The sequence below is a fragment of the Dactylosporangium sp. NPDC051087 genome (assembly GCF_055586325.1).
In genome coordinates this window covers 309,589-336,290 of the sequence record NZ_JBVJIJ010000007.1, presented here as the reverse complement: position 1 = coordinate 336,290, position 26,702 = coordinate 309,589, and the positions used below count along the sequence as shown (strand labels likewise).

Genomic DNA, 26,702 nt, shown 5'->3' with positions numbered 1-26,702 from the left:
GGTGAAGTGAGCAAACGGCCAACGACGCGGGAGCCGGTCTCGTCGCGTCTGCGTCTCCCGGTGGGCCGGCTCCGAGACCTGCCGATCTGGTCGAAGCTCGGCCTCATCATGATCGTCCCGATCATCGCGACGATCGTGGTCGGCACCAACGGTCTCGTCAACAACATCGGTCAGGCCAACGACGCCGACCGCGCCCGCACCCTGTCGGGCCTGTCGGCCCAGGCCTCGGCCCTCGTGCACGAGCTGCAGAGTGAGCGCGCCAACGCGGCGCTGCTCCTCGGCGTGCTCGACCAGCAGTCCGCCGCCGTCGAGGCGCGCACCACGTTCGACCGTCAGATCCAGAAGTCCGAGGAAGCGAGCAAGGGCTACCGGCTCACCCGGTCCGGCCTGGCCGACCCGCCGGAGGACTTCCGCAAGCAGCTCGCCTCGATCGACACCCAGCTGCTCGACCTCCCTGGGATGCGCAAGCAGATCTCCGAGGGTGGCAAGGAGATCCTCGCCAGCACCGTCGTGAGCAGGTATCGCACGCTCATCGACGACCTGCTGAGCATCCGCGACGCCGCCGCCGAGTTGTCCAACAACCCGGCGCTCGGCGCCGACATGCGCGCCGCCGCGGCGATCTCCGAGATGAAGGAGCAGGTCTCCCTCGAGCGGGTCGTCGTGCTGCGGGTCCTGACGAGCAAGGCGTTCACGCCGCAGCTGCGCAAGGAGTTCGACGCCTCGATCAACGGTCAGGAGCAGGCCGAGGAGCAGTTCCGGGTCGTCTCCGAGCCGTGGCACCGCGACCTCTTCGACAAGAAGATCGCCGGCTCCGACCTGCGCGAGGCCGCCAAGTTCGAGGGCCAGCTCACGCCGCTCACCACCGAAGCCCTGCCCGGCGGCCTGTTCAGCACGGCCGACTGGGACAACTCGATGGTCAACAAGGCCAACCTGCTGCGCGGCATCGAGGTCGAGTTCGACGAGCACAACATCGAGGACGCGACCGCGCACCGCAACGACCTGCAGCGCCAGGTGCTCGTCACCGCCGGCGCCCTGCTCGGCATGCTGCTGCTGGCCATCCTCTTCGCCTGGATCGTGGCCCGGTCCATGGCCCGCTCGCTGCGGGAGTTGCGCCACGGCGCGCTGACCGTCGCGCAGTACGGGCTGCCCCAGGCCGTGCAGCGACTGCGTGACCCGGCCCTGGCCGGTCAGATGTCGCCGCACCAGCTGGCGTTGCAGATCGCGGAGCCACTCCCGGTCCGCAGCCGGGACGAGTTCGGCCAGGTCGCCGAGGCGTTCAACGCCGTCCACCTGGAAGCCGTCCGCACCGCCGCCGAGCAGGCCGCACTGCGCGCCAGCGTCGCGACGATGTTCGTCAACCTCGCCCGCCGCTCCCAGATCCTGGTCGACCGGCTCATCGGTCACCTGGACCGGCTGGAGCGCGGCGAGGAGGACCCGGACCGGCTGGCCGAGCTCTTCCAGCTCGACCACCTCGCCACCCGGATGCGCCGTAACGACGAGAACCTCCTGGTCCTCGCCGGCGCCGACTCCACCCGCATCCAGCGCGAGCCCGCCCCGCTCATGGACGTGCTCCGCGCCGCGCAGTCCGAGGTCGAGCACTACACGCGCATCGAGTTCGGCATGATCGACCGGGACATCGAGATCGCGGCCCACTCGGTCAACGACATGGTCCACCTGGTCGCCGAGCTGCTCGACAACGCGACCGCCTTCTCCCCGCCGGACTCGGCGGTCATCGTGGAGGCCCGCCGCGTCGGCGACCGCGCCGTCCTGCTGGTGGAGGACCACGGCATCGGCGTCTCGCCCGAGCAGCTCAACGAGCTCAACGAGCGCCTCGCCAACCCGCCGATGGTCGACGTCGCCGTCTCCCGGATGATGGGCCTCGTCGTGGTCGCCCGGCTGGCCGCCCGGCACGGTGTCAAGGTCGAGCTGCGGGCCGCGCGCGAGCGCGGCACCATCGCCGACATGACGCTGCCCGCCGGTGTCCTCGTGCCGCGGGCCCTGTCCGGCCGCGCCAACGCCGGCATGCCGACCGCGGGCATGCCCGCCGTCGGACCGAACGACACGGTCCAGGCCCGGCCGATCCCGTCGACGCCCGCGCCGCGCTCCCCGCTCGCCTCGCCGCTCGCACTGGAGAGCGGCCCGGCCCCGGCCGGCGGCGGCGGCAACGGCAGTGGACCGCGCTTCGGCACGCTCACCAGCAGCGGCCTCTTCGGCTCCGGCCCGCACACGGGTGAGCGGCCGACGGTCAACGGCTTCGCCAACGGCGCCCCGCCGCGGCGGGAGACGCCGCCGGCGTCCAACGGGCAGCCTCCGTATGGTGGCGGCCACGGCGGACCCAGCGCCTTCCGCGACAGCGGACCCCGTGAGGTCGGCCCCGGTCCCCGTGACGGTGGCTTCGGCCCGCGCCCGCCGGCCCAGCAGGGTCCCGGAGCCGGTCGCAGCCTGCCCGCGTGGTCGGACCTGACCGGCGTCAACGGCGAGGGTGACCAGGACCGCCGGTCGCCCGGCGACCTCAACCCGCTGCCGCAGCGCCGCGCCAACGAGAACTGGACCGTCGACGGCGAGGTCGCCGAGGACGAGGTCAGCGGTCAGATCCCGCGGCAGCGCCCCGAGGCGCCCGGCCCGCGCGGCTTCGACGCGCCCGCGGCGTACAACGCCGGTGGACCGCCCCCGGCCGCGGCGGCACCGCCCGCCTGGCCGCCGGTCTCCTCCGGCCCCGCCGCTCCGGGCGCCGCGCAGCAGCCCGACCGGTATGCCGCCGCGGATCCCTACCGGCAGCCCGAGCCCTACGCGGCCCCGGTCGACATGACCGCGGAGATCCCGAAGGTCCGGCTCGACTGGGACCCCTCGGCCTCCGACAGCGACGCCGGCGACTCCCGCCAGCGCTTCGTCGACGAGACGATGGAGCTGCCGATCTTCCGCGAGCTGGAGTCGGCCTGGTTCCAGACCACCAGCAAGGCGCCGAAGTTCGACGACGAGCCCGTCGCCGCCGCACCGGCGGCCCCGGCCGCTCCCGCGGCGCCGGCGCCCGCGTCCAACGGTGCCTCGACCCGACCGGTCGAGGTGACCTACAGCGACACGGCATACGTGCCGCCGCAGCGATTTGAAACCCGGGTTCCGGGTGAAGCTTCGCGAGGTTCGGCCGACCGGGGATCCGGCGGTCCGGCGGTAAACTGGCAGACTGCGGCAGACGAAGGATGGCAGGCGGCCGCCGCACTCGCCGAGGATCAGGAATTTGCGACGACCGACACGGGTTTGCCAAAACGCGTGCCGCAAGCGCAGCTGGTCCCCGGCGGGGTGGAGAAGAACCCCGCCACGGTCCACCGGCGGACGCCGGAGTCCGTGCGTGGTCTGTTGTCCGCGTATCACCGAGGCGTTCAGCGCGGCCGCACCCGGTCCGACGACTCGAAAACCCCGGAGCACACCTCGGCCGGGCCTCAAAACTCGCAGGTTGGCAAGGAGCAAGAGGCATGACATCTACGCAGGATCTCGGTTGGCTGCTCGCCAACTTCGCGGACCGAGTGCCGGGAGTCGCCCACGCGGTAGCCGTCTCGGCAGACGGTCTGCTGTTGGCCGCCTCTCGTGACCTGCCGCGCGACCGTGGCGACCAGCTCGCCGCGATCGCTTCCGGTTTGGTGAGCCTCACGCAGGGCGCCTCCCGCTGCTTCGAGGGCGGTGCGGTGCTGCAGACCGTCGTCGAAATGGACAACGGTTTCCTGTTCCTCATGTCGATCTCCGACGGCTCCTCGTTCGCGGTCCTCGCGGCCCGGGCGTGCGACGTCGGCCAGGTCGGATACGAAATGGCGCTGCTGGTCGACCGGGTCGGTGACGCGTTGACGCCACCCCCCAGGCCGACCGCATCGATGCTCGGTTGAGACTGAACTAGGTGCTTTACGCATTAGCGGACGTAATAACTGTTGACGCATCAGCTGTTGACGAGGCCCGACGAGTGAGGAGGTGAACGGCGACCATGGCCGAGCGCGATGAACCAACCGGCGCGTTGGTCAGGCCGTACGCCGTCACCCGAGGTCGCACCCGGCCCAAGCTGGACATTGCGATCGAGGCGCTGGTCGAGACCACCGTGCGCGGGCGCGCGGCCAACTCTCGGCCGGGCGGTGCTCACGGACAAGAACAGCAATACATTTCCACGCTTTGCGACGGTCGCTTGCAGTCTCTCGCTGAGATCGCGGCGCGCATGCAGCTTCCGCTGGGTGTCGCGCGGGTCATTGTGGCGGACATGGCTGCCGACGGACTCGTCGCGGTGTACGAGCCGACCTCGCTCGACGAAAACGAGTCGGTGGGCACAGAACTGCTTGAGAGGGTGCTGAGTGGACTTCGGAGGCTCTGACGTGGCAGTCCGCCCAGGGCGGGTCACGTCAGCGAAGATCGTCATCGCCGGAGGGTTCGGCGTGGGCAAGACCACACTGGTCGGCTCGGTCTCGGAGATCACGCCGCTGACCACCGAGGCCATCATGACGTCCGCCGGCGTCGGTGTGGATGACACCCGCAATGTCCCCGGCAAGACGACGACCACGGTCGCGATGGACTTCGGTCGTATCTCGATCGACCGTGACCTGATCCTGTACCTGTTCGGCACCCCCGGCCAGACCCGTTTCTGGTTCATGTGGGACGAACTGGTCCGCGGCGCCATCGGCGCTGTCGTCATGGTGGACACGCGGCGTCTCGCCGACTGTTTCGCCGCGATCGACTTCTTCGAGCATCGGCGCCTGCCGTACCTCGTCGCCATCAACTGCTTCGACGGCGTGCAGTATCACAACGCCGACGACGTCCGGGAGGCGCTGGCCATCTCCAGCGACGTCCCGGTCGTGTCCTGCGACGCCCGCTCGCGCGAGTCGACGAAGAACGTCCTGATCTCCCTCGTCGAATACGTGCTCTCGATGCGCCGCACCCGGGCGACCGCCCCCGCGTAACGCACCACCCCTCTCTCGCACGCTCCACGCGCGCACCGTCTCCGCCTCCTCAGCAGGGCGGGCACGGTGCGCGCGCTCGTTTCCGCACCGCTGCGCGCCGGGCCGGTCTCAGGCCGCCCTGAGATGGCCGGAGGCGGCCGGGTCGCCATTGAGACGCATCCCAATGTGGGTGGCGGTCTCGTGGAGCTCTCTGTCGCTCTGAAGGCCATCCTCACGGTCGCTCAACGCGCCGTCCACCGGCACGGGCCGAGATGGGCGCTGCGAAGCCGCCACATCACGGACCGCAGCGGACCGGGGCGGCCGTCGGGTCGCGGGACCGCAGCGGACCCTGGCAACCGTCGGGTCGCGGACCCGCAGCGGACCGGGGCGGCCGTCGGGTCGCGGGACCGCAGCGGACCGGGGCAACCGTCGGGTCGCGGGACCGCAGCGGACCCTGGCAACCGTCGGGTCGCGGACCCGCGGCGGGCCGGGGCGGCCGTCGGGTCGCGGGACCGCAGCGGACCGGGGCAACCGTCGGGTCGCGGACCGCGGCGGATCCGGGCAAGCAGAAGGGCCGCCCTCGAAGTTCGAGGGCGGCCCTTTCCGGATGACGATCTAGCGGCGTGCCGAGCGGTACTCGAACTCGCGCTCCTGATAGTCCCGGCTGGCCTCGCGCTCCCGGCTGAAGTCCCAGCCGCCCGCCGCCTCGCGACCGGGGCGGCCGCCGACCGCGAAGCCGCCGACCTCCTGGCCCCGGCGCCAGCCGCGGAAGTAGCCGGTGGTGTGCGCCGCGATCTGCGCCGCGTCGCGGACGATGCGCAGCGGACGCTCCGGGGCGTTGATCGGCGAGCCGGGCACCAGGTTCTGCTGCGGCACGCGCCGCGGCAGGCCCGTCGAGGTCTCGTCGCCGAGCTTCGGCTGGCTGGCCTCCTCGGCCAGGCGCCAGGCGGAGTCGTTCTGGTTGTCCCAGCTGACCGCCGGGCGCTCGGCCGGGGTCTCGGACTCGCTGTCGGCGTCCCAGTCGGTGAACCACGCGGATCGTGCCGCGGCGAATATCAACAGGTCACCGTCCGCCTCGGCGGCACCGGAGCCGGAGGCGGCATCGGCACCGGAGGCCAGCGCGGAGGACTCGGCGGCCGCGGCGCGGCGGCTGCGGCCCGCGCCGGTGCCGCTGCTGCGTGCCGTGGCCCGCTCGGCGGCGGGGCGGTCCTCGACCAGGCGCAGCGCCGGCGGCTCGAAGCGGAACTCGCCGCTGTATTCACCGCTGAGCTCGTCGCCGTAGCCGGTGAGCGCCGGGTCCGGCACCGGGGCGGGCTCGACGAGCCGCAGACCGGCGGGCTCGGCCGGCAGGTCGCCGGTCTGCCACGGCGGCGGGACGCGACCCTCGCGCTGGCGGGGCAGCTCGACGGGGCGCTCGGCCCGCGACCGCTCCGACCGGGGGATCTCGGTGCGGGACCGCTCGGACCGCGGGATCTCGGTCCGCGACCGCTCGGAGCGGGGGATCTCAGTCCGGGACCGCTCGGACCGCGGGGGCGTCGCGGCGGACTCGGACGCGGCCGGGGCCGTCGACTCGGACCGGGCGCGGCGACCGGTCGGGGCCGCCTCTTCGGTGCGGCTGTCGGTGCGGCTGGCGCGCCGCCCACGCGCCGGCTCCGCGCCGGCCGGCGAGGTCTCGGCGGCGGCGGACCGGCTGAGCTCAGACCTGCTGAGCAGCTCGGACCGCTCGGACCGGCGGCCGAATTCGCCGCTGGTCTCCAGGTCCTGCAGTTCGGCCGGGGGCTTCGGCAGGTCGCTCATCCGCGGCAGGCTGCTGAGGTCGGACGACGGGGTGGCGAACGCCGACGTCGTCATGTTCAGCGGGTCGCCGTCGAACGCGTCGGCCGCGTCCGCGCCGCCCAGCGGCCAGCCGGTCCGCGACGCGGGCGCCGGCATGGCCGGGGCCAGGGTCGGCGGCTCGCTGAGAGAGCTGAGGTCGCTGAGCCTGATCGCGCCGCTGTCGCTCTCCTGAGCGGCCGGAGGCGCGGAGGAGGGGCGGGTGAAGTCGAAGCCGGTGTCGGCCAGCAGCGGGGCGATGCCCGGCGGAGGCGGCGGCATCAGCGACGCGAACGTGGGCTGCTCCGTGGCGGCCGGCGGCGGGATCACCGGGGCCGGGGCGACCGGCGGCGGCGCGACCGGGGCGGGCGCGACGGGCAGGGGAGCCACCGGCACGGGCTGCGGCGGCGCCGGCTGCAGCGGGACCGGGATCGACTGCATCGACGCCGGGACCGGCTGCTGCTGCTGGTACGTCGGGGGGATCGGCGGCGCGGGCGCGTAGGTCGGTGTCGGCGGCTGGTAGGCGGCCGGCTGATACGGCGGCGTGGCCTGCGCCGGCGCGCCCGGTGCGTCGAACGCGCCCGGGAAGGTCGGCGAGTAGCCGGGCGGCGTGGACGTGACCGGCTGCCCGTAGGTGGCCGCGGCGGGCTGATACCCGGGCGGCGTCGAGGTGACCCCGTACGCCGGAGGCGTCGAGGTGACCCCGTAACCGGGAGGGGTCGACGTGACGGGCTGCCCGTACGCCGGCGGCGCGGAAGGAACCTGCTGCCCGAAGGCCGGCGGCGTCGAGGTGACCGCGGGCACGTAGGCGGGCGGCGTGGACGTGACCGGAGCACCGAACGCCGGCGGCGTGGAGGTGACCGGCTGCCCGGGTGGCGTGTAGCCGGGCGGCGTCGACGTGACCGGCTGCCCGTGGGAGGCCGCGGCGGGCTGATACCCGGGGGCGGCGACCGGCGGGGCCGAGGGCACCGCGGGCGGACCCGACACGACGGCCGCGTGCGACGGCGGGCCGGACACGACGGAGGCGGCCGGAGGAGCGGAGACCGCCGGCGGCTGGGCCTGCGCGGGTGCCGCCTGGGCGCGGCGGCGTCCACCGGTCGCCTGCGCGGCACTGGTGCGGCCACCGGCCGGCGGAGCGCTGAAGGCCGCGGCGGTCGACTCGGCGGCGCGGGCCGCCTCGGCGGCACGGGCGGCGACGCGGGTGCGGGTCGGCGGGGCGTCCTGCCCGACGGCGGGCACCGCACCGATCGTGGGACCGGCGGCAAGCCCGGCGGCGGGACCTGCGGCGGACACGGCCGCGGGCGGCGCGGAGCGCAGCGGCGCGACCGGGGTCAGCGGCGAGCCGGTCCGCTGGCGGCCGGGCAGCCGCGACGGGCTCATCTTGTCGGCGAGGACACCGACGAGCGAGGCGGCGGCGGCGTCGCAGGCGCGGACCGCGGCGACAGACTGGCGGATGGTCTCGGCGACCGCGGCGGTGAGGGCCCGGTTGACGCCGGTGCGGCGGGGGGTCTCGGCGATCGCGACCCGCAGCGCGGTGATGGCCTCGCCGAGCGTCACGGCGTCGGCGACCCCGCTCGCGGCGAGCTCGGTGGCGACCTGGGCGTCCCGGTTGCGCCCGGCGGCGCCGCCGCCGAGGATGCCCGGCTCGGGCAGCGCGTCGAGGATCGCGAGGGGGATGGCCTCGGCCGGGTCCGGGTAGGCGCGCAGCGCGGCCGGATACAGCTCGCGGAGCACCTCCCGCAGCGTCGCCGCGGCGCTCTGCCGGCCGGAGACGACGGCGGCGTGCGCGGCGAGGACCGGCTTGAGCGGCAGCATGTCGCGCGGCGGGGACTGCCCGACCGCGGAGAGGACGCCGGCCTGCAGCGCCCGGGCGAGGCCCACGGCGCGCCGCTCGGCGGCGTTGGACTGGATCTCCTCCGGCGACTCGTCGTCGGCGAAGCGCTCGGCGTAGTCGTCGGCCGAGTCGTCGTCGGTGAAGGCGAGGTTGCGCCCGGCGGCGGTGAGCAGCTGGGTGACGACGTGGTCGTCGCTCTCGGCCGCGACCGCGACGGCGGACTGCCCGCCGGAGCGCTGTGCGAGCAGCGCGCTGAGCTCGGCGTAGCCGCCGGCGTCGTCGCTCACCTCGCAGATGTCGATGAGTCGGCCGGCGTCGTCGACGACCGCGACGGTCAACCAGATTTCGGAGCTTGACTGCGGCTCGGCGAGATCAGCCGACGCCAGACCGCAGTACACCCGAACGAGCGCCACCGCGTCGTCCTCCTCTCGGGACATCAGTTGAGCTTTCACCACGTCGGCGGGGACGTGTCCCGGCGCCCCGCCGTGTGTTACCGCAGGTCAAACTGAACGACCTCTACTAAACAGGTTGCGGGCGGATGACGCGATCAGCCGTTTCGGTTGAACTACCTCATCGGCTGATCGTCGCGCACCGTCGCCACCCGTCCGGTCAAAGGCCGGGTCGAGCCCGCCGTGCCAGAATGCCCACGGCTTAGATCCTGTCGGTCACAAATCAATCACGCCAGTCCACGACGGCAGAAATCTTGCCGATTATGGTCCGCCAGCCGAGGGCTGCCTGTTGTGCCCCGATTTTCTTGAGACGCCGCTTGGCGAAGAAACCACCGACGCCGCCGCCGGCCGCCGCACGCAGCGCTTCGTCGAGGTCGTCGAGGGGTGAGCCGGGGGCGAGGGCGGTGCGGACGGGCTCGAGCCGCAGCGCGTGCGCCAGGTCACGGGCGGCCTCGCCGGCCGCGATGAGCAGGTCGGCGTCCCACGCGTCCTGGCCGCCGCGGAGGTTCTCCACGACGAGGTCGAGCTCGTAGCGGTCCTCGTCCTTCGGCGCGACCGACGAGGCGGTGATGCGGGTCTTCAGGCTGCTCCACGTGTCGAGCTGGCGCAGGTCGTGCTCCGCGTCGGACTTCACGAACTCGACGAGGCCCTCGGCGCTGCGGAAGAGCAGCAGCTTGCCGCGGTGGCTGAGGAACGCGGGAACCTCCTCGGGCTCCTCCTCATCCTCATCCTCGTCGTCGGCGATCTCGTCGGCCTCGGCCGCCTCGTCGGCGTCATCCGAGTCGTCGTCCTCGTCGTCCTCGTCGGCCTTGTCCGACTTGTCCAGGTCGACGACGTCGGCGTCGGCGGCGTCCTCGTCGTCCTCGTCGCGCGACTTCTTCGCCGGCTTCGCCGCCTTCGAAACGGCCGGCTCGGGCTCCTCGTCGGCGAACAGCTCCGCGTTCTCGTCGAGGATGACGACCTCGTCCTCGTCGACGTCCGCCTCGCGGCGGTGGAGGATCGCGAAGTCGTCCTCCTCCTCGTCCAGCTCGGTCGGGGTGAGCTCGGTCGACAGCCGGTAGGCCCGCAGCGTGTAGCCGACGCCGGTGCGCAGCGCGATCTCGACCGGCTCGATGTTGACGTCGGTCCACATCGCGTCGGCCTGCGCGGAGCGCTCCTTGCGGTCGTCCTCCTCGTCGAGGTCGGCGTCGTCGTCCTCGTCGTCCAGGGCGGCCTCGACCTCGTCGTCCTCGACCGCGTCGACGTCCTCGACGACGTCGGCCGTGGCGGTGGTGTCGGAGATCTCGGCGGCCTCGGGGGCCTCGTCGAGCGGCTCCTCGACGGAGGCGGGCTCAGCCGCGGCCGGGGTGCTCTTCTTCGCTGCCGCCGGGCGCGAGGACGCCGGACGTGATGAGGACGGACGGGAAGACTGGCGGGCCACTGTGACCTCCGTAGTCGGCTCGGCGTGCGGGCACACTGCTCACTTACATGGCCTCGCGCACAAACACCCTAGTGTGCCCGGTCTGCGACGGTCAGACCCCCTTGGGGTGCCAGACCGTCTTGATCTCCAGTAGTGCCAGCATGCGGGACACCCCCGGGTCGGCGGCCCAGTCGGGGTCTGCAGGTCGGATCACCCGCTTCAGGTTTTCCGCCGCCGCGACCTCCAACTCCTTCGCGAGAGTGTCGTCCGTCACACCCGTGAGATCGATGGCGTTGACGTCCATGTGCGCCGCGAGCCACGGCGCGATCTCTGCGACCTTCCCGGTGAGCACGTTGACGACCCCGCCGGGCAGGTCGGAGGTGGCGAGGACCTCGGTCAGGGAGATCGCCGGCAGCGGCCGGTCGGTGGAGGCGACGACCACGACGGTGTTGCCCGTCACGATCGCCGGCGCGATCACGCTGACCAGCCCGAGCAGCGACGACGCGGCGGGCGCGACCACGGCGACGACCCCGGTCGGCTCCGGCGCGGACAGGTTGAAGTAGGGCCCGGCGACCGGGTTGGCCCCGCCGTGGATCTGCGCGACCTTGTCCGACCAGCCCGCATACCAGACCCAGCGGTCGATCGCGGCGTCCACCAGGGCGGCGGCCTCCTTGCGGGACACGCCCTCCGCGGCCTTCACCTCGGCCACGAACTGGTCGTGCCGGCCCTCGAGGACCTCGGCGACCCGGTAGAGGATCTGGCCGCGGTTGTAGGCGGTCGCGCCGGACCACTTGCCGGCGGCCGCGCGGGCCGCCTTGACCGCGTCGCGGGCGTCCTTGCGGGAGCCGAGCGCGGCGTTGGCGAGGAAGTCGCCGGAGGCTGCGTGCACCTGGTAGGACCTCCCGGACTCGCTGCGGGGGAACGCGCCGCCGATGAAGAGTTTGTACGTCTTGCGGACGGCGAGCCGCGCCGGTGACTCAGTGCTCAAGGTAGGCCTCCAGCCCGTGACGGCCGCCCTCACGCCCGTAGCCGGACTCCTTGTAGCCGCCGAAGGGTGACGTCGGGTCGAACTTGTTGAACGTGTTGGCCCACACGACACCCGCCCGGAGCCGGTCCGCGACGTGCAGGATGCGGGACCCCTTCTCGGTCCAGATCCCGGCGGAGAGCCCGTAGGGCGTGTTGTTGGCCTTTTCGACGGCTTCGTCGGGGGTACGGAACGTCAGCACCGACAGCACGGGGCCGAAGATCTCCTCCCGGGCGATGCGGTGCGCCTGGGTCACCCCGGTGAAGATGGTCGGGGCGAACCAGTACCCACGCGACGGCAGCTCACAGGGTGCCGACCAGCGGGCGGCGCCCTCGTCCTCGCCGATCTGCGACAGCTGCCGGATGCGGGCCAGCTGCGCCGAGGAGTTGATCGCGCCGACGTCGGTGTTCTTGTCCAGCGGGTCGCCGACCCGCAGCTGCGCCATCCGCCGCTTCAGGGCGTCGAGGAACTCCTCGGCCAGGGACTCCTGCAGCAGCAGCCGCGACCCGGCGCAGCAGACGTGCCCCTGGTTGAAGAAGATGCCGTTGACGACACCCTCGACCGCCTGGTCGACGGCGGCGTCGTCGAAGACGATGTTGGCGGCCTTGCCGCCGAGCTCCAGGGTGACCTTCTTCCGGGTGCCGGCGACGGACCGGGCGATGGCCCGCCCGACCTCGGTCGAGCCGGTGAACGCCACCTTGTCGACGCCCGCGTGCTCCACCAGGAGCCGCCCGGTGTCCCCGGCGCCGGTGACGATGTTGACGACGCCCGGCGGCAGCTCCGCCTGCTGGCAGATCTCGGCGAAGAGCAGCGCCGTCAGCGGCGTCGTCTCGGCCGGCTTCAGCACGACCGTGTTGCCGGCGGCGAGCGCCGGCGCGATCTTCCACGCCAACATCAACAACGGAAAGTTCCACGGGATGACCTGAGCGGCGACGCCGAGCGGCCTCGGGTCCGGGCCGAAGCCGGCATACGTCAGCTTGTCGGCCCAGCCCGCGTAGTAGAAGAAGTGGGCGGCGACGAGCGGCACGTCGACGTCGCGGGACTCCCGGATCGGCTTGCCGTTGTCCAGGGACTCGAGCACCGCCAGCTCGCGGGCCCGCTCCTGGATGATCCGGGCGATGCGGAAGAGGTACTTGGCGCGTTCCCGCCCGGGCATCGGGCCCCACACAGTGTCGAAGGCGCGGCGCGCGGCCTGCACCGCGGCGTCGACGTCCTCCGCGGAGGCCGCGGCGATGTCGGCGAGGGCCTCCTCGGTCGCCGGGTTGACGGACTTGAACGACTCGCCCCGCCCGTCGACGAACGCGCCGTTGATGAACAGCCCGTAGGAGGACCGGATGTCGACGACCGAGCGTGACTCCGGCGCGGGTGCGTACTGAAAGTCCATCGCCTAGTCCAGGGTGAAGTAGTCGGGGCCCGCGTAGTGGCCGGTGGCGAGCTTGGTCCGCTGCATGAGCAGGTCGTTGAGCAGCGTGGAGGCGCCGAAGCGGAACAGGTCCGGCTCCAGCCAGTCGGGGCCGGCGGTCTCGTTGACCATGACCAGATACTTGATCGCGTCCTTGGCGGTGCGGATGCCGCCGGCGGGCTTGACGCCGATGGTCCGGCCGGTCGCGGCCCGGAAGTCGCGGACGGCCTCCAGCATGACCAGCGTCACCGGCATCGTCGCGGCCGGCTGGATCTTGCCGGTGGAGGTCTTGATGAAGTCGGCGCCGGCCAGCATCGCCAGCCACGAGGCGCGCCGCACGTTGTCCAGCGTCGCCAGCTCGCCGGTCTCCAGGATGACCTTGAGGTGCGCGTCGCCGCACGCCTCCTTGATCGCCACGATCTCGTCGTGGACCTCGGCGTAGCGCCCGGCGAGGAACGCGCCGCGCTTGATCACCATGTCGATCTCGTCGGCGCCGTCGGCGACCGCGGCCCGGGTGTCGGCGAGCTTCACCTCAAGGGGCGCCTGCCCGGACGGGAACGCGGTCGCGACGCTGGCCAGGTGCACCCCGCTGCCGCGCAGCGCCTCGGCGGCGACGGCGATCATCGACGGGTACACACAGATCGCGGCGGCGCTGGGGCAGGTGGGATCGGCGGGGTCGGGCCGGACCGCCTTCGCGCACAGCGCCCGGACCTTGCCGGGGGTGTCGGAGCCTTCGAGGGTGGTCAGGTCGACCATGCGGATCGCCAGGTCCAGGGCCTGCGCCTTCGCCGTCGTCTTGATCGACCGGGTGCCCAGCATGGCGGCGCGCTGCTCCGCGCCGACCTGGTCGACACCGGGCAAACCGTGCAGGAAGGTCCGCAGGGCGCCTTGTGAGCGCGCGACCTCGGCGGTGAGGGTCATGGGCTGAGTCTAAGCTCAGTCCCTGTGGACGTACTCGTGGTGGATCACCCCCTGGCCAAGTCGCGACTGACCGCGATGCGTGACGAACGGACCGACAACGGCCAGTTCCGTGCCGCGTTGCACGAGCTCACCACGATGCTCGTGTATGAGGCCGCCAGGTCGTTCGCCACCGAGCAGTTCCAGGTCAAGACCCCGGTCGCGATGGCCGAGGGCACCCGGCTGGCCAACCCGCCGCTGCTCGTGCCGGTCCTGCGCGCCGGGCTCGGCATGGCCGACTCCGCGCTCGCGCTGCTGCCGGAGTCCTCGATGGGCTTCGTCGGGCTCGCCCGCGACGAGGAGACCTACGAGCCGCGCGCCTACATGGAGTCCCTGCCCGGCGTCCTGACCGGCATCCCGGTCCTGGTGCTGGACCCGATGCTGGCCACCGGCGGCTCGCTGCTGCACTGCGTGAAGCTGCTCGTCGACCGCGGCGCGACCGACATCACGGTCCTGTGCGTGCTCGCCGCGCCCGCCGGCATCGAGCGGCTCGCCGACTCCGGGCTGCCGATCCGGCTCGTCACGGCCGCGATCGACGAGAAGCTCAACGAGCGCATGTACATCGTCCCGGGCCTCGGCGACGCGGGCGACCGGCAGTTCGGCGGCATGCCCAGATTCTGAAGTCCGGCTTAAGCTTCGTCGCCGGATCGGGGGATATCCGCTGCTCAGCCATTGCCTCAAGGGCTGAGCAGCGGCCTACGGTGACCGGCGATGAAGCACCGACGCTCCTTCCTCAGCGCCCATCCGGTCCTCGCCGTCGTCGTCACGGCCGGCATCCTCGCCGGCTCCGGAGCCCTCGCCGCGACCGCCGTCAGCCGGCCCGATCCGAAGGCCTCACCGGCCTCGGTGCGGGCTGATGCCGTACCGGCGACGCAGCACGCGGACGGGTCCGGCCTCGGCACCGCCGGCACGCCCTCGAAGGCGGCGGGAAAGCCGCCCGCGTCGAAGGCGGCCGAGGCGGGCGGACTCTGCGGCCTCGACGCGAAGCTCGTGCCGGGCTGCGGGCTGCTGTGGGGGGTCGCGCCGGGCGCGTTCACGGACCTGAAGTCGTCGCAGGCCCTGGCGAACTTCGAGCGCACCACCGGCCGGCCCGCCGACATCCTGCACTCCTACCACCGCGGCGACGAGGTCTGGCCGACCGCCGACGAGATCGCCGTGGTCAAGCAGTCCCGCAAGCGGATCCTGTTCGCCAACTGGAAGGTCGCCTGGAACACCACCTGGGCCGACGTGGCCGCCGGCGGGCAGGACGCCCGCATCGACCGCGCCGCGGCCCGGCTGAAGGCGTTCCCCGGCAAGCTGTTCGTCGCGCTGCACCACGAGCCGGAGAACGACGTGCGCGCCGGCGGCGGCATGACCGCCCGCGACTACGCCGCGATGTACCGGCACACGGTCCTGCGCCTGCGCGCCGCCGGCGTCACGAACGTCGTCTTCGTGATGGTCTACATGGCCTACGAGCCGTGGTGCGTGCAGCCGTGGTTCGGCGACCTGTACCCGGGCGACGACGTCGTCGACTGGGTCGGCATGGACCCGTACCTCTTCGCCAAGCCCGGCGGCTACGGCCACGGCGACTTCGCGTACCTGGTCGACCGCACCTCCGACCCCGCGAAGTGGCCCGGGTTCTACACCTGGATCACCCGCACGCACGGCAACAAGCCCCTGATGATCGCGGAGTGGGGGGTGTACGAGCACGCCGCCGACCCCACGAAGAAGGCGTGGATCTACTCGACGGTCCGCCAGCAGCTCGGCAGGTTCCCGGCGATCAAGGCCCTCGTCTACTTCGACTCGCCGAACGCGCCGAAGGGCGACACGCGGCCGGACAGCTCGCCGGAGGCCCTTTCGGCCTTCCGGCAGCTGGCCGCGTCGACGGTCTTCTCCGCCGTCATCTGAGGCCGAGCGCCAGCGCGGTCTCCGTCCGCAGCGCCACCAGGGACGCCTGGGCGCGCTCGCGGGCGGCGGCCACGTCACCGTCCACGACCAGCTCGACCACCTCCAGGTACGCCTTCAGCTTCGGCTCCGTCCCCGACGGCCGCACCACCACCCGGGTCGTGCCGGCCCGAACGATCAGCACGTCGGCGTCCGGTAGCAGGTCCTCGACCAGGTGCACCGGCTCGTCGAGCAGCGCCACCGGCGGCCGCCGCCGGATCGTGGCCATCGCCGTCGCGATGTCGGCGAGGTCGTCGACGCGGACGCTCAGCTGGTCCGTCGCGTGCACCCCGTGCCGCAGTGCCAGCTCGTCGAGCCGGTCGCCGAGGGTCTTGAACTCGGACTTCAGCCCGGCGGCGAGCTCGCACACCAGCAGCGCGGCGGTGATCCCGTCCTTGTCGCGGACGTGGCCGGGGGCGACGCAGTACCCGAGCGCCTCCTCGTAGCCGTAGACCAGGTCGTCGCCGGCCCGCACGATCCACTTGAAGCCGGTCAGCGTCTCGCCGTAGCCCACCCCGTGCGCCTCGCACATCCGCGACAGCAGGCTGGAGCTCACGATCGTCGTCGCGTACAGGCCCTTCACGCCGCGGCGCATCAGGTGGTCGGCGAGCAGCACCCCCACCTCGTCACCCCGCAGCAGCCGCCACTTCCGGTCATGCGCATTCGCCTTCGTACGGACGGCGACGGCGCAGCGGTCGGCGTCCGGGTCGTTGGCGATCGCGATGTCCGCGTCCACCTCGTCGGCGAGCGCCAGCAGCAGATCGGTGGCGCCGGGCTCCTCAGGGTTGGGAAACGCCACGGTCGGGAAGTCCGGGTCGGGCTCGGCCTGCGCCGCCACGACCGCCGGCGCCGGATACCCCGCCTCGGTGATCGTCCGGACGAACACGTCCCTGCCCACACCGTGCATCGGCGTGTACGCGACGACCAGATCCCTGGGCACCTCGGGCTCGACCGTCCCCAGCGCCCCGTCCACGTACGCGTCGAGCACGTCCTCGCCGAGCGTCTCGCCGCCGTCGCCGAGCGGGACGTCCCGCAGCGGCCCGACGGCCCGGATCGCCCGCTCGATCTCCCGGTCGGCGGGCGGCACGATCTGCGAGCCGTCGCCGAGATACACCTTGTACCCGTTGTCCTGCGGCGGGTTGTGGCTCGCGGTCACCATGACCCCCGCGGCCGCGCCGAGATGCCGCACCGCGAACGCCAGGACCGGCGTCGGCAGCGGCCGGGGCAGCACCAGCGCCCGCCGGCCCGCCCCGGTCGCGACCCTGGCGGTCTCCTCCGCGAACGCCTTCGAGCCGTGCCTGGCGTCGTACCCGACGACGAGCGGACCCTCGGTCCCCGTGTCCGCCAGCCACCGGACGAGCCCTGCGGCGGCACCCCGCACGACGGCGAGATTCATGCCGTTGGGCCCGGCCCGCAGCGGCCCCCTCAGCCCGGCGGTCCCGAACGTCAACGGCCCCGCGAACCGGTCCTGCAGCTCCCGGCTGTCGTCGAGGACGGCCCGCAGCTCGTCCCGGCCGGCAGGATCAGGATCGTCGGCCAGCCAGGCCTCCGCTTCGGCGCGCAGCTCACTCATCCCTAGTTCTTAGCATTGTTTTACGCTGTTTCCCGCTGTGTCGCCTTCGGCGATGGGCTCGCTGCCCCACGCTCCGCGCGGGTGCTGTTACCCGCTGTGTCGCCTTCGGCGATTGGCTCGCTGCCCCACGCTCCGCGCGGGTCCCGCCGGGGGGATTCTCACCCCCGGAGCCCCCCAATGCGCCGCTCCGCGACGCACTGCCAGCGCGCAGAGCGCGCGGCAGCTTCCTACGCATCCGCGTGCCATCCCCGGGTGCCTCACCGCCGCGCTTTTCCATGATCCGGAAGACCTTGTGCACCCCTGGCTACCCAAACTCTTCCGGATCACGGGTCACACCGGCCACGCGCCGGGCGGGGTGACTGGGTTTCGTGATCCGGAAGAGTTCTGGTCGCTGGAGCAGCAAAAGGTCTTCCGGATCATGGTGCAGCGGGCCGGTCGGAGGGTGGGCCGGCTGCCTTCCGTGATCCGGTAGACCTTGTGCACCCTGGACAACGCAAAGTCTTCCGGATCATGGGCACGACGGTCTGGCGCCGGGCTGGGGTGGCTGGGTTTCGTGATCCGGAAGACCTTGGGTGCTCCTGGCGGCACAAAGTCTTCCGGATCACCAAAGGCCCCTCGGGGCGGGTTGGTTACTGGCCCGTTGAGGAGGAGGTGGTGGTCGTGGGGGTGCTGAGCTTGAACGAGCGGACCATCTCGTCGAAGATGATCTTGCTTTCGGTGAACCTGGCCTCGGGCACGGTCACGAAGAAGTGGTAGCTCTTGCCGCCCTGGACGACCGCGTTCCACAGTGCGTGGCGTTGCTGGTCGCCGGTGCCGCAGGTGTATTCGAGGACGGCGGCGTCGTGGCCGTCGAGCTTGTTTTCGGTCATGTCGACGTGGCCGAAGGGCTGGGCGCAGCTGGAGGCGTTGGTCTTCAGCCGGTTCTCGGCGCTCTCCAGGAAGGCGCGCGGGGTCTGTGACGCCTTCTCGATGTTGACCCGGATGCGCCGGTTGGGGTCTGCCGGGTCGGTGATGTCCCAGTAGGGCGCGCTCGCGTTGCCGAGCTGCTTCTTCGTCCAGCCCTTCGGGACGTTGACCGTGATGCCGCCGGAGTGGGTGAAGGACTCGACGTCCAGCAGCGGCTTGGTCGGGGCGCTCGACGTGGTGACCGGGGGTTTGCCCGACTGGCTGTCGGAGCCGCCGCCGGAGAACAGGCCGGACATCGAGACCGCCACGATCAGGACCACGACGACGCCCGCGGCGACCGCGATCTTCGCCCAGCGTGGTGCCTGGGTGACGATGCGCTTGAGGTCGGTGCCGGGCTGCTTCGGGGGCTCGGCCGGGGCCTGGGTCCAGTCGGTGGTGCCGAGCGGGCCGTCCTGGTAGGCCGCGAAGCGGCTGGCGTCGGTGCGCTCCAGCTGGTCGGCCGCCTGGTGCTGGCCGCCGGCGGGGGCGCCGCTGACCGGGCCGCCGGAGTGCATGCGCCGCATGGCGCCGCTGACGGTCTCGCCGGGGGCGATCATCGCCCGGCCGCCGATCTGGCCGGTCGGGGAGTGCTGCGGGGTCGCGACGGTCGGCTGGTGCGTGGGCCGGACCACGGCATACGGGTCGGTCATGTGCGCCGGCGCGTTGCTGGCGAGGGGGCCGGCGAGCAGGTCGCGCAGGACCGCGCGGGCGGTCTCGACGTTCCAGCGGCGGGCCGGGTCCTTCTCCAGCAGGCCATAGAGCACGCCGGCGAGCGGGCCCGCGCGGACCGCCTGGGCCGGGGGCTCCTCGACGACGGCGCGCATCGTCTCGAACGGGTCGCGCCGGTCGAACGGCGGACGGCCCTCGACGGCCGTGTAGAGCGTCACGCCGAGGGAGAACAGGTCGCTGGGCGGGCCGAACTTGGCGCCGATCGCCCGCTCGGGGGAGATGAAGTGCGGCGAGCCGAGCACCATGCCGGGCGTGGTCAGCTCGCTGTCGGTGGGCATGCGGGCCACGCCGAAGTCGGTGAGCACGCAGCGGCCGTCGCCGGCGATGAGCACGTTGGCCGGCTTGACGTCGCGGTGCAGGACCCCCGCGGCGTGGGCGACCTCGAGCGCGCCGAGCAGCGCGATGCCGATCTTGGCGACCGCGCGGGCGGCCAGGGGGCCGTCCTCCACGATCATCTCGGCGAGGCTGCGGGCCTGGAGCAGCTCCATGACGATCCACGGGCGGCCGGCCTCGGTGACGACGTCATACACCTGGACGACGGCCGGGTGGGACAGTGCCGCCGCCGCGCGGGCCTCGCGCAGCGTCCGCTGATACATCGAGTCGCGGTCGCTGGGCGCCATGTTGGGCGGGAGGATCACCTCTTTGACCGCCACGTCGCGGCGCAGCACGGTGTCGCTCGCGCGCCACACGGTGCCCATGCCGCCGTGACCGATGGCGGTGCGCAGCGCATAGCGCCCGCCGATCACCACGCCCGGGGCGGCTCGTTGGCCGGGCACGGGCATGCTCGTGGAGCCAGGCTCGCGGGGCTCCCGCTGCTCAGGGCCGCGCGCAGGATCACGCCCGGCTCCGGCGGAAGCCAGAGCGCCGGTGGATGGCAGGGGCTCGCCGTGCCACGTCGGGAGCTGAGTCACAGGCAGTAAACCGTCGTCATGGAGGGGAGATGACTTTCTCGCTGTACGACCGCGGTCCCCCCTATCTTGCGTGCTGCTCGCCCGTTAAGAAAGGTGGGGTCCCCTCCTTCACCGTACCGTGACCCGCACGCAACCGTGCGTGATGATCTTGTCGCGCTCGTGAACCGGTTGGATTGAATCCTCTGATTCGGGGAACCCGGAGGGTTGGGCGGAGCGTCTACGCAGGGGACTGAAACGTATCCGGAACATCGGGGGACTACTTTCCCTGGATTTCCTGGTGCACCTGCCGATCGGTGTGCTGGACGGACGCGCGGTGCGGCGGTGACCCCCGGGTTCATGCCACTCTGCGACGTCTTTCGTCACTGTGCGTCGATCTGCGGCGACGATGGACTGCACGTCGAGCTGAAAAGTTACTCGCGACACCACGTGACCGTGGCGCCTGTCACCCGTTGTAGGAGGTGAGGGGTTCTTGTCAGAAGCGGACCGCACACTTCCGACGAGGCCAGCATCTTTACGCCTCCAGCACCAATCAAGTGACGCTCAGCTATCTCAACATCACGAGAATGATGTTGCGCTCCGTCACCTTGACCCAGTTAGTCTGTCCGTGGCGCGCATGGGGCGGGCCGCTCCTTTAGACCGAAATAGAGAACTCACCGTGACGAGAGCGCTGACGCTGCCCGATCCCGCCGCTGCCGCGGCCCGGGTCAGCAAGTTGACGTCGTCCTGGCCCGAGACTCCACCCGGGGCCGATCCGCTGCCCGGTCAGCTCGACCGCTGGCTCACCTCCCGGGGCGCTGAGCTCGTCGCCGTACGACGTCACATTCACGCGCATCCGGAGCTCTCCGGCCAGGAGTTCGAGACGGCGGCCCTCGTCGCCCGCGAGCTGACCCGTGCCGGTCTTTCGCCCCGCATGCTGCCCAAGGGCAACGGCGTCATGTGCGACATCGGCTACGGCGACCGGGTCATCGCGCTGCGCGCGGACCTGGACGCGCTGCCGCTGCCGGACACCAAGGACGTGCCCTACCGTTCGACGGTCGACAACGTCTGCCACGCCTGCGGCCACGACGTGCACACCACGATCCTGCTCGGCGTCGGGCTCGCCCTGGCGCAGCTCGCCGAGCGCGACGAGCTGCCCGGCCGGGTGCGGTTGCTGTTCCAGCCGGCCGAGGAGACGATGCCGTCCGGCGCGCCCGACGTCATCGCCGCCGGGGGGCTGAAGGACGTCGCCGCGATCTACGCGCTGCACTGCGCGCCGCAGCTGCCCGTCGGGCTCGTCGGGGTCCGCTCGGGGCCGTTCACGGCCGCCGCCGACAAGATCGAGGTCCGGCTCACCGGCCGCGGCGGGCACACCGCCCGGCCGCACCTGACCGCCGACCTGGTCCACGCGCTCGGCCGGATCCTCGTCGACGTGCCGTCGCTGCTGGACCGCAAGCTCGACGCCCGCGCCGGGGTCTCCATGGTGTGGGGCGCCGTGCGGGCCGGTGAGGCGGCCAACGCGATCCCGATCGAGGGCGTCGCCCGCGGCACCATCCGGGTGCTGAGCCGCGACGCGTGGCGCGACGTGCCGGAGCTGGTCACCAAGCTCGTCCACGACGTCATCGCGCCGACCGGCGCCGACGTCGAGGTCAAGTACACCCGCGGCGTGCCGCCCGTCGTCAACGACCGGCTCGCCACCGCGGTCATCGCCGGTGCCGCCGGCGCCGCCCTCGGCCCGGACCGTGTCGTCGAGGCCGAGATCAGCATGGGCGGCGAGGACTTCGCGTTCTACCTCGACGGCGTGCCCGGCTCGATGATCCGGCTCGGCGTCGGCGTGCCCGGCTCCGACCAGAAGTTCGACATCCACCAGTCGGCGTTCGACGTCGACGAACGCTCCATCGGCTACGGCGTCCGGGTCATGGTGCACACCGCCCTGGCCGCGCTGAGCGCGGGAGCCTTCTAAAACATCCCCCGGCCTGGTAGCTATAGGCCGTGGTCACTGAATTGCGCGTGCACGGCGTCACCGGCACCCCGGCGGAGGACGTCCTCGACCGGCCGTTGCTGCGGCGGGTCGCGGGCGACACCGACGCCGGGTTCTTCCGGCCCCGCGCGGAGTACGGCGCCGTCACCGGCCCCGGCGGCGTCACCCTGGAGGCGTACCGCTGGGGCAACCTCACCGCCGGTGCCGCGGCACGCGCGCTCTGGCTGCTCCTGCTGCCCTTCATGTTCGCCAACGTCGCGATCTGGCTGCGCCCCGACGTCGGTACCGGGGCCAGAACGGCGATCCGGGCACTGACCCGCGTGTTCGCGCTGACCATGACCGCGTCGTTCGTCCTGTCGTTCGCCGAGATCTCGATGGACCTCGTCGGCTGGCAGTGCGCGGCACAGGCCCGCTGCCTCGAGGGCCGCGGCTGGCTGGCGGTCCTCGCCGACGCCGGCACCAGCCGGCGGCTCGCCGTCACCGCCCTGGTCCCGGTCCTCGCGATCGCGTTCCTGTGGTTCCTCGGCAGGCGCACCTGGGCCCGCTACGAGGCGTTCCCCGTCACGACCGACGGCGACGGCGACGGGCTCGCCCACCCCTGCTTCTGGAACGGCCGCCCCCTCGTCGGCCGGCTCCGGTCGCTGCACATCGCCGTCGCGTTCGGCACCCTCGACGCGGTGCTCCTCGGCGTCCTCGTCCCGCGGGACCGGCACCCCCTCGGCTACGCGCTCGCCGCCTTGACCGCCGCGATCCTGCTGCTGGGCATCCTCGCGGTCACCCTGACCGTCGTCGTGCACCGCGACGCGCCCGCCTCCTGGGCGAAGCCGTTCACGCGGGTCATGAGCCACGCCGCCGTCGTCCTGACCGGCTTCGTCATCGCGTACGCCTGCCTCAACCGCGATCCGTGGGAGGCGCGGGGCCGCCTGCCGGTCCTCAGCGGCACCGTCACCGTGCTCTTCGCCGTGCAGGTCCTGCTCATGCTGGCCCTCGGCGCGGTCGTGCTCGCGACCAGGCCCAGGGGCACGTTCCTGCAGGGCCTCGCGGGGCCGCTGATCGCGAGCACCGGCCTCGGTGTCGCCGCCGCGTTCGCGGCCGGCATGGCCTACCGGGTCGCCGACCTGCTCAACCGGCGGGCCCTCGCCACCACCGCCGACTACGCGCAGGCGCCCCTGCTGCTGGAGCCGCCGCCCGCGTACGAGTGGGCCGCCGCCGGCTTCGTCCTGCTTCTGGTGATCGCCGTGCTCGTCGGCCTGGTCCTGGGCCTGCCGCTGGTGCGCCGCCTGCGCCGGTACGCCCGGGTCGTCACCGACGCCGACTTCCGCGGCGGACGGCAGCGCGACGGGCGGCGGGCGGAACACGTCGACAAGGCGGTCGCCGACGCCCTCGTCACCGACCACGTCGCCCGCATGCTCGTGTGGGTGTTCGTCCCCACGGCCGCGGCGGCGGTCGTCGCGACCGGCTTCGCCCTGCTGGGCCGGCGGCCGATCCGGCTCGCCGGCTCGGGCTCCGCGACCGCCGAGGTGGTGTCGGCCGTCGTCAACCTCGGCACCTACCTCATCGGCCTGTCGGTCTTCGCGCTCGTGCTCATCGGGGTGCTGGCGTACCGGTACCAACGCTTCCGCCGCATCGTGGGCGTCCTGTGGGACCTGGGCACCTTCTGGCCCCGCGCCGCCCATCCGCTCGCGCCCCCGTGCTATGCCGAGCGGGCCGTGCCGGAGCTCGTCCGGCGCGCCGGGTGGCTCGCCGCCGAGCAGGGCGGCGTCATCCTGTCCGGGCACAGCCAGGGCACCGTCCTGGCCGCCGCGACCGTCCTGCAGCTGCCGCCGGAGGCGCAGGCCCGGACCGCGCTGCTGACCTACGGTTCGCCGCTGCGCCGCCTGTACGCCCGGTTCTTCCCCGCCTACGTCAACGACGCCGTGCTGGGACGCATCGGTGCGGTGCTGTCCCGCCCCGGGGATGGCGTCCTCGACGCGGGGCAGCACGGCCCCCGTTGGGTCAACCTGTGGCGCGACACCGACCCGATCGGTGGCCCGGTCCAGTCACCCGCCGCACGGGATGTGCGGCTGGTCGACCCGCCGGGCTTCGACATCGCCGCGGGTGACACGGTGTACCCCAAGATCGACGGTCATTCCGGCTACCAGCAGCGTCCCGCCTTCGCCACCGCCGTGGCCGGCCTCGTGACGGTCCTGTCGGACCCCTCGGACGAACCCCCGACGGCCGCGAACCCGCCGGCGAACCCCTGACGGGCCCGGTGAAGCACCGGGCCCGGTCGGGATGGTTCAGCGGTCCTTCGGGTCGTCGTCGTCCCGCTTCGACAGCGCCGGGAACGGCGGCACCTCCGACCTCGGCCCGCCCTCCGCCGTCTCCGTGCCGGACGAGTCCGGCTCCGGTTCGGTCGCGGCAGCACTGCCGGCGGGCGGCGTGGAGACCGGCCCGGCGGCGGGCGGTGCGGAGGTCTGGGCCGTGGCGGGGCGGACGGCGGGCGGGGCGGAGACCGGGCCGCGACCCGTCATCAGCGCGGCCGTGCGCGGGCCGGACTGGGGCGCGTGACCCGGCGCCGGGCGCGGCCCGGCCGGAGGCGGCGGGGCGGTCCAGCCGGGCAGCGGCCCGGCCTGAGGACCGGCGGCGGCCAGGACGGGCCGCCGGGGGCGGAAACGGCGGATCAGCCAGACCAGGAGGTACACGGGAACACCCAGCAGCAGGATCCACGGGGTCAGCCAGCCGAGCACCGTCAGCGCCACCTGGAGCGAGGCCAGGAACGCCTTCAGACCCTCCTTGAAGCCCGCGGCGATGCCGATCTCGTCCTTGTCGCGGGTGATCGCGGCCTCGGGGCCGAGGAGCTGGAGGGTGATCGTGGACAGGGCGGTGAGGCCGTCGAGCTTGCGCTTGCGGGCCTGCAGCGACTCCAGGTCCGACAGGCGCCGGGACAGCTCCGACTCCAGCGAGGTGATCTCGCCGATCGTGGTGGCCCGGGCCAGCAGGGCGCGGATGCGGTCGACGCTCGCCGTGGCGTTGTCGAGGCGGGCCTGGACGTCGACGACCTGGTCGGTCACGTCCTGCGCGGTGATGGTGCGGTTCTCCTCGTCGCCGAGGTCCTTGAGCTGCTCCAGGGTCGGCGTGAACTTCTGTGCCGGGATGCGCAGGACCAGGGTGCCCGTGGAGCGGCGGTCGTCGCGCCGGCGGTTGTCGCCGCCGACGAAGCCTCCCGCTGCGGTGGCGAGGGAGATGGCCTTCGCGGCCGCGGCGTCGACGTCGTCGACCCGGACCGTCATCGTGCCCGCGTAGATGATCGAACGGTTCTCGGTGTCGAGGTTGTCGGGGACCTTGTTGGCGTTGGGGTCCTGGACGGGCTCCTTCGCGGGCGCGGGGCCGGCGCCGCCCTCCTGCGCCATGCCGCCGGCCGCCGGGACCCCGGCGTCCTTCGCCGAGCTGGTGCTGGCAGAGTCCGTTTTGTCGGCGGCGCAGCCACTCACCGCGACGAGCAGCACGGCACCTGCCACCGTGAGGAACAGTCTGGTGCGCCTGACTGACATGACGCCTCCTGGGTAGGGTCGACCGGAGCGATCGAACTGCACCTTGGGACGCAGGAGGGCGCCACGCCGGTTCCCGGGTGCACAGTCACGGTTACGACACGGCGAAGCCACGGCAAGAGCACGGCGAAAGGGAGACCGGCCATGCGCATCACCAAGTTCACGCACGCCTGTCTGCGCATCGAGCACGACGGCGGGGTGCTGGTGATCGATCCGGGGGTCTTCAGCGAGGCGGAGGCGCTCGACGGCGCGGACGCGGTCCTGGTCACGCACGAGCACTTCGACCACATCGACATCGAGGCGCTGCGGGGGCTGAAGCGTCCCGAGCTGACCGTGCACACCCACGCCGACGTCGAGGCGCAGCTGACCGACCTCGACGCCGACGTCTACGCGGTCGCCCCCGGCGACACGTTCGTCGCCGCCGGGATGACGGTCCGCGCGGTCGGCGGGCAGCACGCGGTGATCCACGCCGACATCCCGCGGATCGTCAACATCGGCTTCGTGATCGACACCCCGGCCGGGCCGCTCTATCACCCCGGCGACGCGTTGCACGTGCCGGACGAGCGGATCGAGACGCTGTTCGTGCCGGTGTCCGCACCGTGGCTGAAGCTCGCCGAGGCGATCGACTTCACCCGGGCGGTCGCGCCGGAGCGGGCGTTCGCCCTGCACGACAGCCTGCTCGTGGACGCCGGTCAGCAGATGGTCACCGGCCACATGACCAGGCTGTCCGGCACGCGGTACACCAGGCTCGACCCGGGCGAGTCGGTCTAAGGCCGCCAGGCCATCAGGTTCGCGAAGAGCTCCGCCTGCTCGACGGCGTCGTCGAGCGCGTGGTGGGTGTGCCGGCGCTTCGACAGCAGGTGCGCCGGCATGCGGCTCTTCACGGCCGCGCCGATGGGGACGCCGGCGCGGACCGCGTAGAGGGTCTTGATGTCCAGGCAGCCGGAGTGGCCGAAGACGCTGCGGCCGGTGAAGCGCAGCAGGTACCAGTACAGGAACATCCAGTCGAACACGGCCGGGTAGGCCACGATGACGGGCCGTCCGTCGCCCGCGACGCGGGTCACCCAGTCGCCGAGCTCGCCCATCGCGGCGGCCGGGTCGGCGCCGTCGCGCAGCAGCGCCGCCCGGTCCAGCCCGGACACCGCCAGGGCCTCGGGGACGAAGTCGTCGCTGATCGGGCGCAGCTCCCGGTAGAACGTGTCGGCGGTCGGGTCCGCGGCCACGAACACCCCGTCGGACCGCCCGGCGACCGCCAGGCCGACGCTCACCATCGAGTAGGGCCCCGGGATCGGGCCGTCGGCCTCGACATCGAGGGAGAAATAGACGTCCGCGCGCATCCGCTGATCC

The 26,702-nt window shown here is 72.5% G+C and carries 18 protein-coding genes; 9 read left to right on the top strand and 9 right to left on the bottom strand.

What is annotated here, in order from left to right; genetic code table 11:
• Positions 1 to 6: 6 nt before the first annotated feature.
• The 4 genes from ACZ6TV_RS16175 (at position 7) to ACZ6TV_RS16160 (ending at position 4,931) form a co-directional block, all read left to right on the top strand.
• The gene (locus tag ACZ6TV_RS16175; RefSeq protein ID WP_465297941.1) at positions 7 to 3,474 is read left to right on the top strand and encodes a sensor histidine kinase; all 3,468 of its coding nucleotides are present in this window, start codon (positions 7 to 9) and stop codon (positions 3,472 to 3,474) included.
• Positions 3,471 to 3,875 carry a roadblock/LC7 domain-containing protein gene (locus ACZ6TV_RS16170; protein WP_033358336.1) on the top strand — a complete coding sequence of 135 codons (405 nt, stop codon included), beginning with the start codon at positions 3,471 to 3,473 and terminating at the stop codon, positions 3,873 to 3,875. The genes ACZ6TV_RS16175 and ACZ6TV_RS16170 overlap by 4 nt, the downstream gene beginning before the upstream one ends.
• A gap of 95 nt (positions 3,876 to 3,970) precedes the next feature.
• Positions 3,971 to 4,348: a DUF742 domain-containing protein gene (locus tag ACZ6TV_RS16165; RefSeq protein ID WP_033358337.1), complete on the top strand. Its 378-nt coding sequence runs from the start codon at positions 3,971 to 3,973 to the stop codon at positions 4,346 to 4,348.
• Positions 4,329 to 4,931, top strand: coding sequence for a GTP-binding protein (locus ACZ6TV_RS16160; protein WP_203848113.1), 603 nt, complete (start codon positions 4,329 to 4,331; stop codon positions 4,929 to 4,931). Before ACZ6TV_RS16165 ends, ACZ6TV_RS16160 begins: the two co-directional genes overlap by 20 nt.
• A gap of 594 nt (positions 4,932 to 5,525) precedes the next feature.
• Here ACZ6TV_RS16160 and ACZ6TV_RS16155 read toward each other — a convergent pair.
• The 5 genes from ACZ6TV_RS16155 to deoC form a co-directional block, all read right to left on the bottom strand.
• Positions 5,526 to 8,993, bottom strand: coding sequence for a hypothetical protein (locus tag ACZ6TV_RS16155; RefSeq protein ID WP_465297940.1), 3,468 nt, complete (start codon positions 8,991 to 8,993; stop codon positions 5,526 to 5,528).
• Between the two features lie 235 nt (positions 8,994 to 9,228).
• Positions 9,229 to 10,425: a DNA primase gene (locus ACZ6TV_RS16150; protein ID WP_465297939.1), complete on the bottom strand. Its 1,197-nt coding sequence runs from the start codon at positions 10,423 to 10,425 to the stop codon at positions 9,229 to 9,231.
• A gap of 91 nt (positions 10,426 to 10,516) precedes the next feature.
• Positions 10,517 to 11,392 carry an aldehyde dehydrogenase family protein gene (locus ACZ6TV_RS16145; protein ID WP_465297938.1) on the bottom strand — a complete coding sequence of 292 codons (876 nt, stop codon included), beginning with the start codon at positions 11,390 to 11,392 and terminating at the stop codon, positions 10,517 to 10,519.
• Positions 11,382 to 12,812 carry an aldehyde dehydrogenase family protein gene (locus tag ACZ6TV_RS16140; protein ID WP_465297937.1) on the bottom strand — a complete coding sequence of 477 codons (1,431 nt, stop codon included), beginning with the start codon at positions 12,810 to 12,812 and terminating at the stop codon, positions 11,382 to 11,384. The genes ACZ6TV_RS16145 and ACZ6TV_RS16140 overlap by 11 nt, the downstream gene beginning before the upstream one ends.
• 3 nt (positions 12,813 to 12,815) lie before the next feature.
• Positions 12,816 to 13,751 carry a deoxyribose-phosphate aldolase gene (gene deoC / locus ACZ6TV_RS16135; RefSeq protein ID WP_465297936.1) on the bottom strand — a complete coding sequence of 312 codons (936 nt, stop codon included), beginning with the start codon at positions 13,749 to 13,751 and terminating at the stop codon, positions 12,816 to 12,818.
• 24 nt (positions 13,752 to 13,775) lie between these two features.
• Here deoC and upp point away from each other — a divergent pair, with 24 nt between their 5' ends.
• Both upp and ACZ6TV_RS16125 read left to right on the top strand, forming a co-directional pair.
• Positions 13,776 to 14,408 (top strand): uracil phosphoribosyltransferase, encoded by a 633-nt coding sequence (gene upp / locus ACZ6TV_RS16130; RefSeq protein WP_465297935.1) that lies wholly within the window; start codon positions 13,776 to 13,778, stop codon positions 14,406 to 14,408.
• A 90-nt stretch (positions 14,409 to 14,498) separates the two neighbouring features.
• Positions 14,499 to 15,674: a glycoside hydrolase family 26 protein gene (locus ACZ6TV_RS16125; RefSeq protein WP_465297934.1), complete on the top strand. Its 1,176-nt coding sequence runs from the start codon at positions 14,499 to 14,501 to the stop codon at positions 15,672 to 15,674.
• On the opposite strand, the gene ACZ6TV_RS16120 is transcribed toward ACZ6TV_RS16125, so the two are convergent.
• Positions 15,667 to 17,283, bottom strand: coding sequence for a phospho-sugar mutase (locus ACZ6TV_RS16120; protein ID WP_465297933.1), 1,617 nt, complete (start codon positions 17,281 to 17,283; stop codon positions 15,667 to 15,669). The two genes, ACZ6TV_RS16125 and ACZ6TV_RS16120, sit on opposite strands and share 8 nt — an antisense overlap.
• A 629-nt stretch (positions 17,284 to 17,912) precedes the next feature.
• Positions 17,913 to 19,739, bottom strand: coding sequence for a serine/threonine-protein kinase (locus ACZ6TV_RS16115; RefSeq protein WP_465297932.1), 1,827 nt, complete (start codon positions 19,737 to 19,739; stop codon positions 17,913 to 17,915).
• Between the two features lie 784 nt (positions 19,740 to 20,523).
• Between ACZ6TV_RS16115 and ACZ6TV_RS16110 the strand changes: the two genes are divergently transcribed.
• Together ACZ6TV_RS16110 and ACZ6TV_RS16105 are read left to right on the top strand one after the other, a co-directional pair.
• A complete protein-coding gene (locus tag ACZ6TV_RS16110; protein WP_465297931.1) occupies positions 20,524 to 21,807 on the top strand; it encodes an amidohydrolase in 1,284 nt (427 codons plus the stop codon).
• Positions 21,808 to 21,836: 29 nt separating this feature from the next.
• A complete protein-coding gene (locus ACZ6TV_RS16105) occupies positions 21,837 to 24,068 on the top strand; it encodes a hypothetical protein (protein WP_465297930.1) in 2,232 nt (743 codons plus the stop codon).
• A gap of 36 nt (positions 24,069 to 24,104) precedes the next feature.
• On the opposite strand, the gene ACZ6TV_RS16100 is transcribed toward ACZ6TV_RS16105, so the two are convergent.
• Positions 24,105 to 25,358, bottom strand: a complete 1,254-nt coding sequence (locus ACZ6TV_RS16100) for a DUF4349 domain-containing protein (RefSeq protein ID WP_465297929.1) — start codon at positions 25,356 to 25,358, stop codon at positions 24,105 to 24,107.
• A 141-nt stretch (positions 25,359 to 25,499) separates the two neighbouring features.
• On the opposite strand from ACZ6TV_RS16100, the gene ACZ6TV_RS16095 reads away from it, so the two are divergent.
• Entirely contained in the window at positions 25,500 to 26,126 is a 627-nt protein-coding gene (locus ACZ6TV_RS16095; RefSeq protein ID WP_465297928.1) for an MBL fold metallo-hydrolase, read from the top strand.
• Here the strand turns inward: ACZ6TV_RS16095 and ACZ6TV_RS16090 are convergent.
• Positions 26,123 to 26,692: a 3'-5' exonuclease gene (locus tag ACZ6TV_RS16090; protein ID WP_465297927.1), complete on the bottom strand. Its 570-nt coding sequence runs from the start codon at positions 26,690 to 26,692 to the stop codon at positions 26,123 to 26,125. The genes ACZ6TV_RS16095 and ACZ6TV_RS16090 overlap by 4 nt on opposite strands.
• Positions 26,693 to 26,702: the final 10 nt, after the last annotated feature.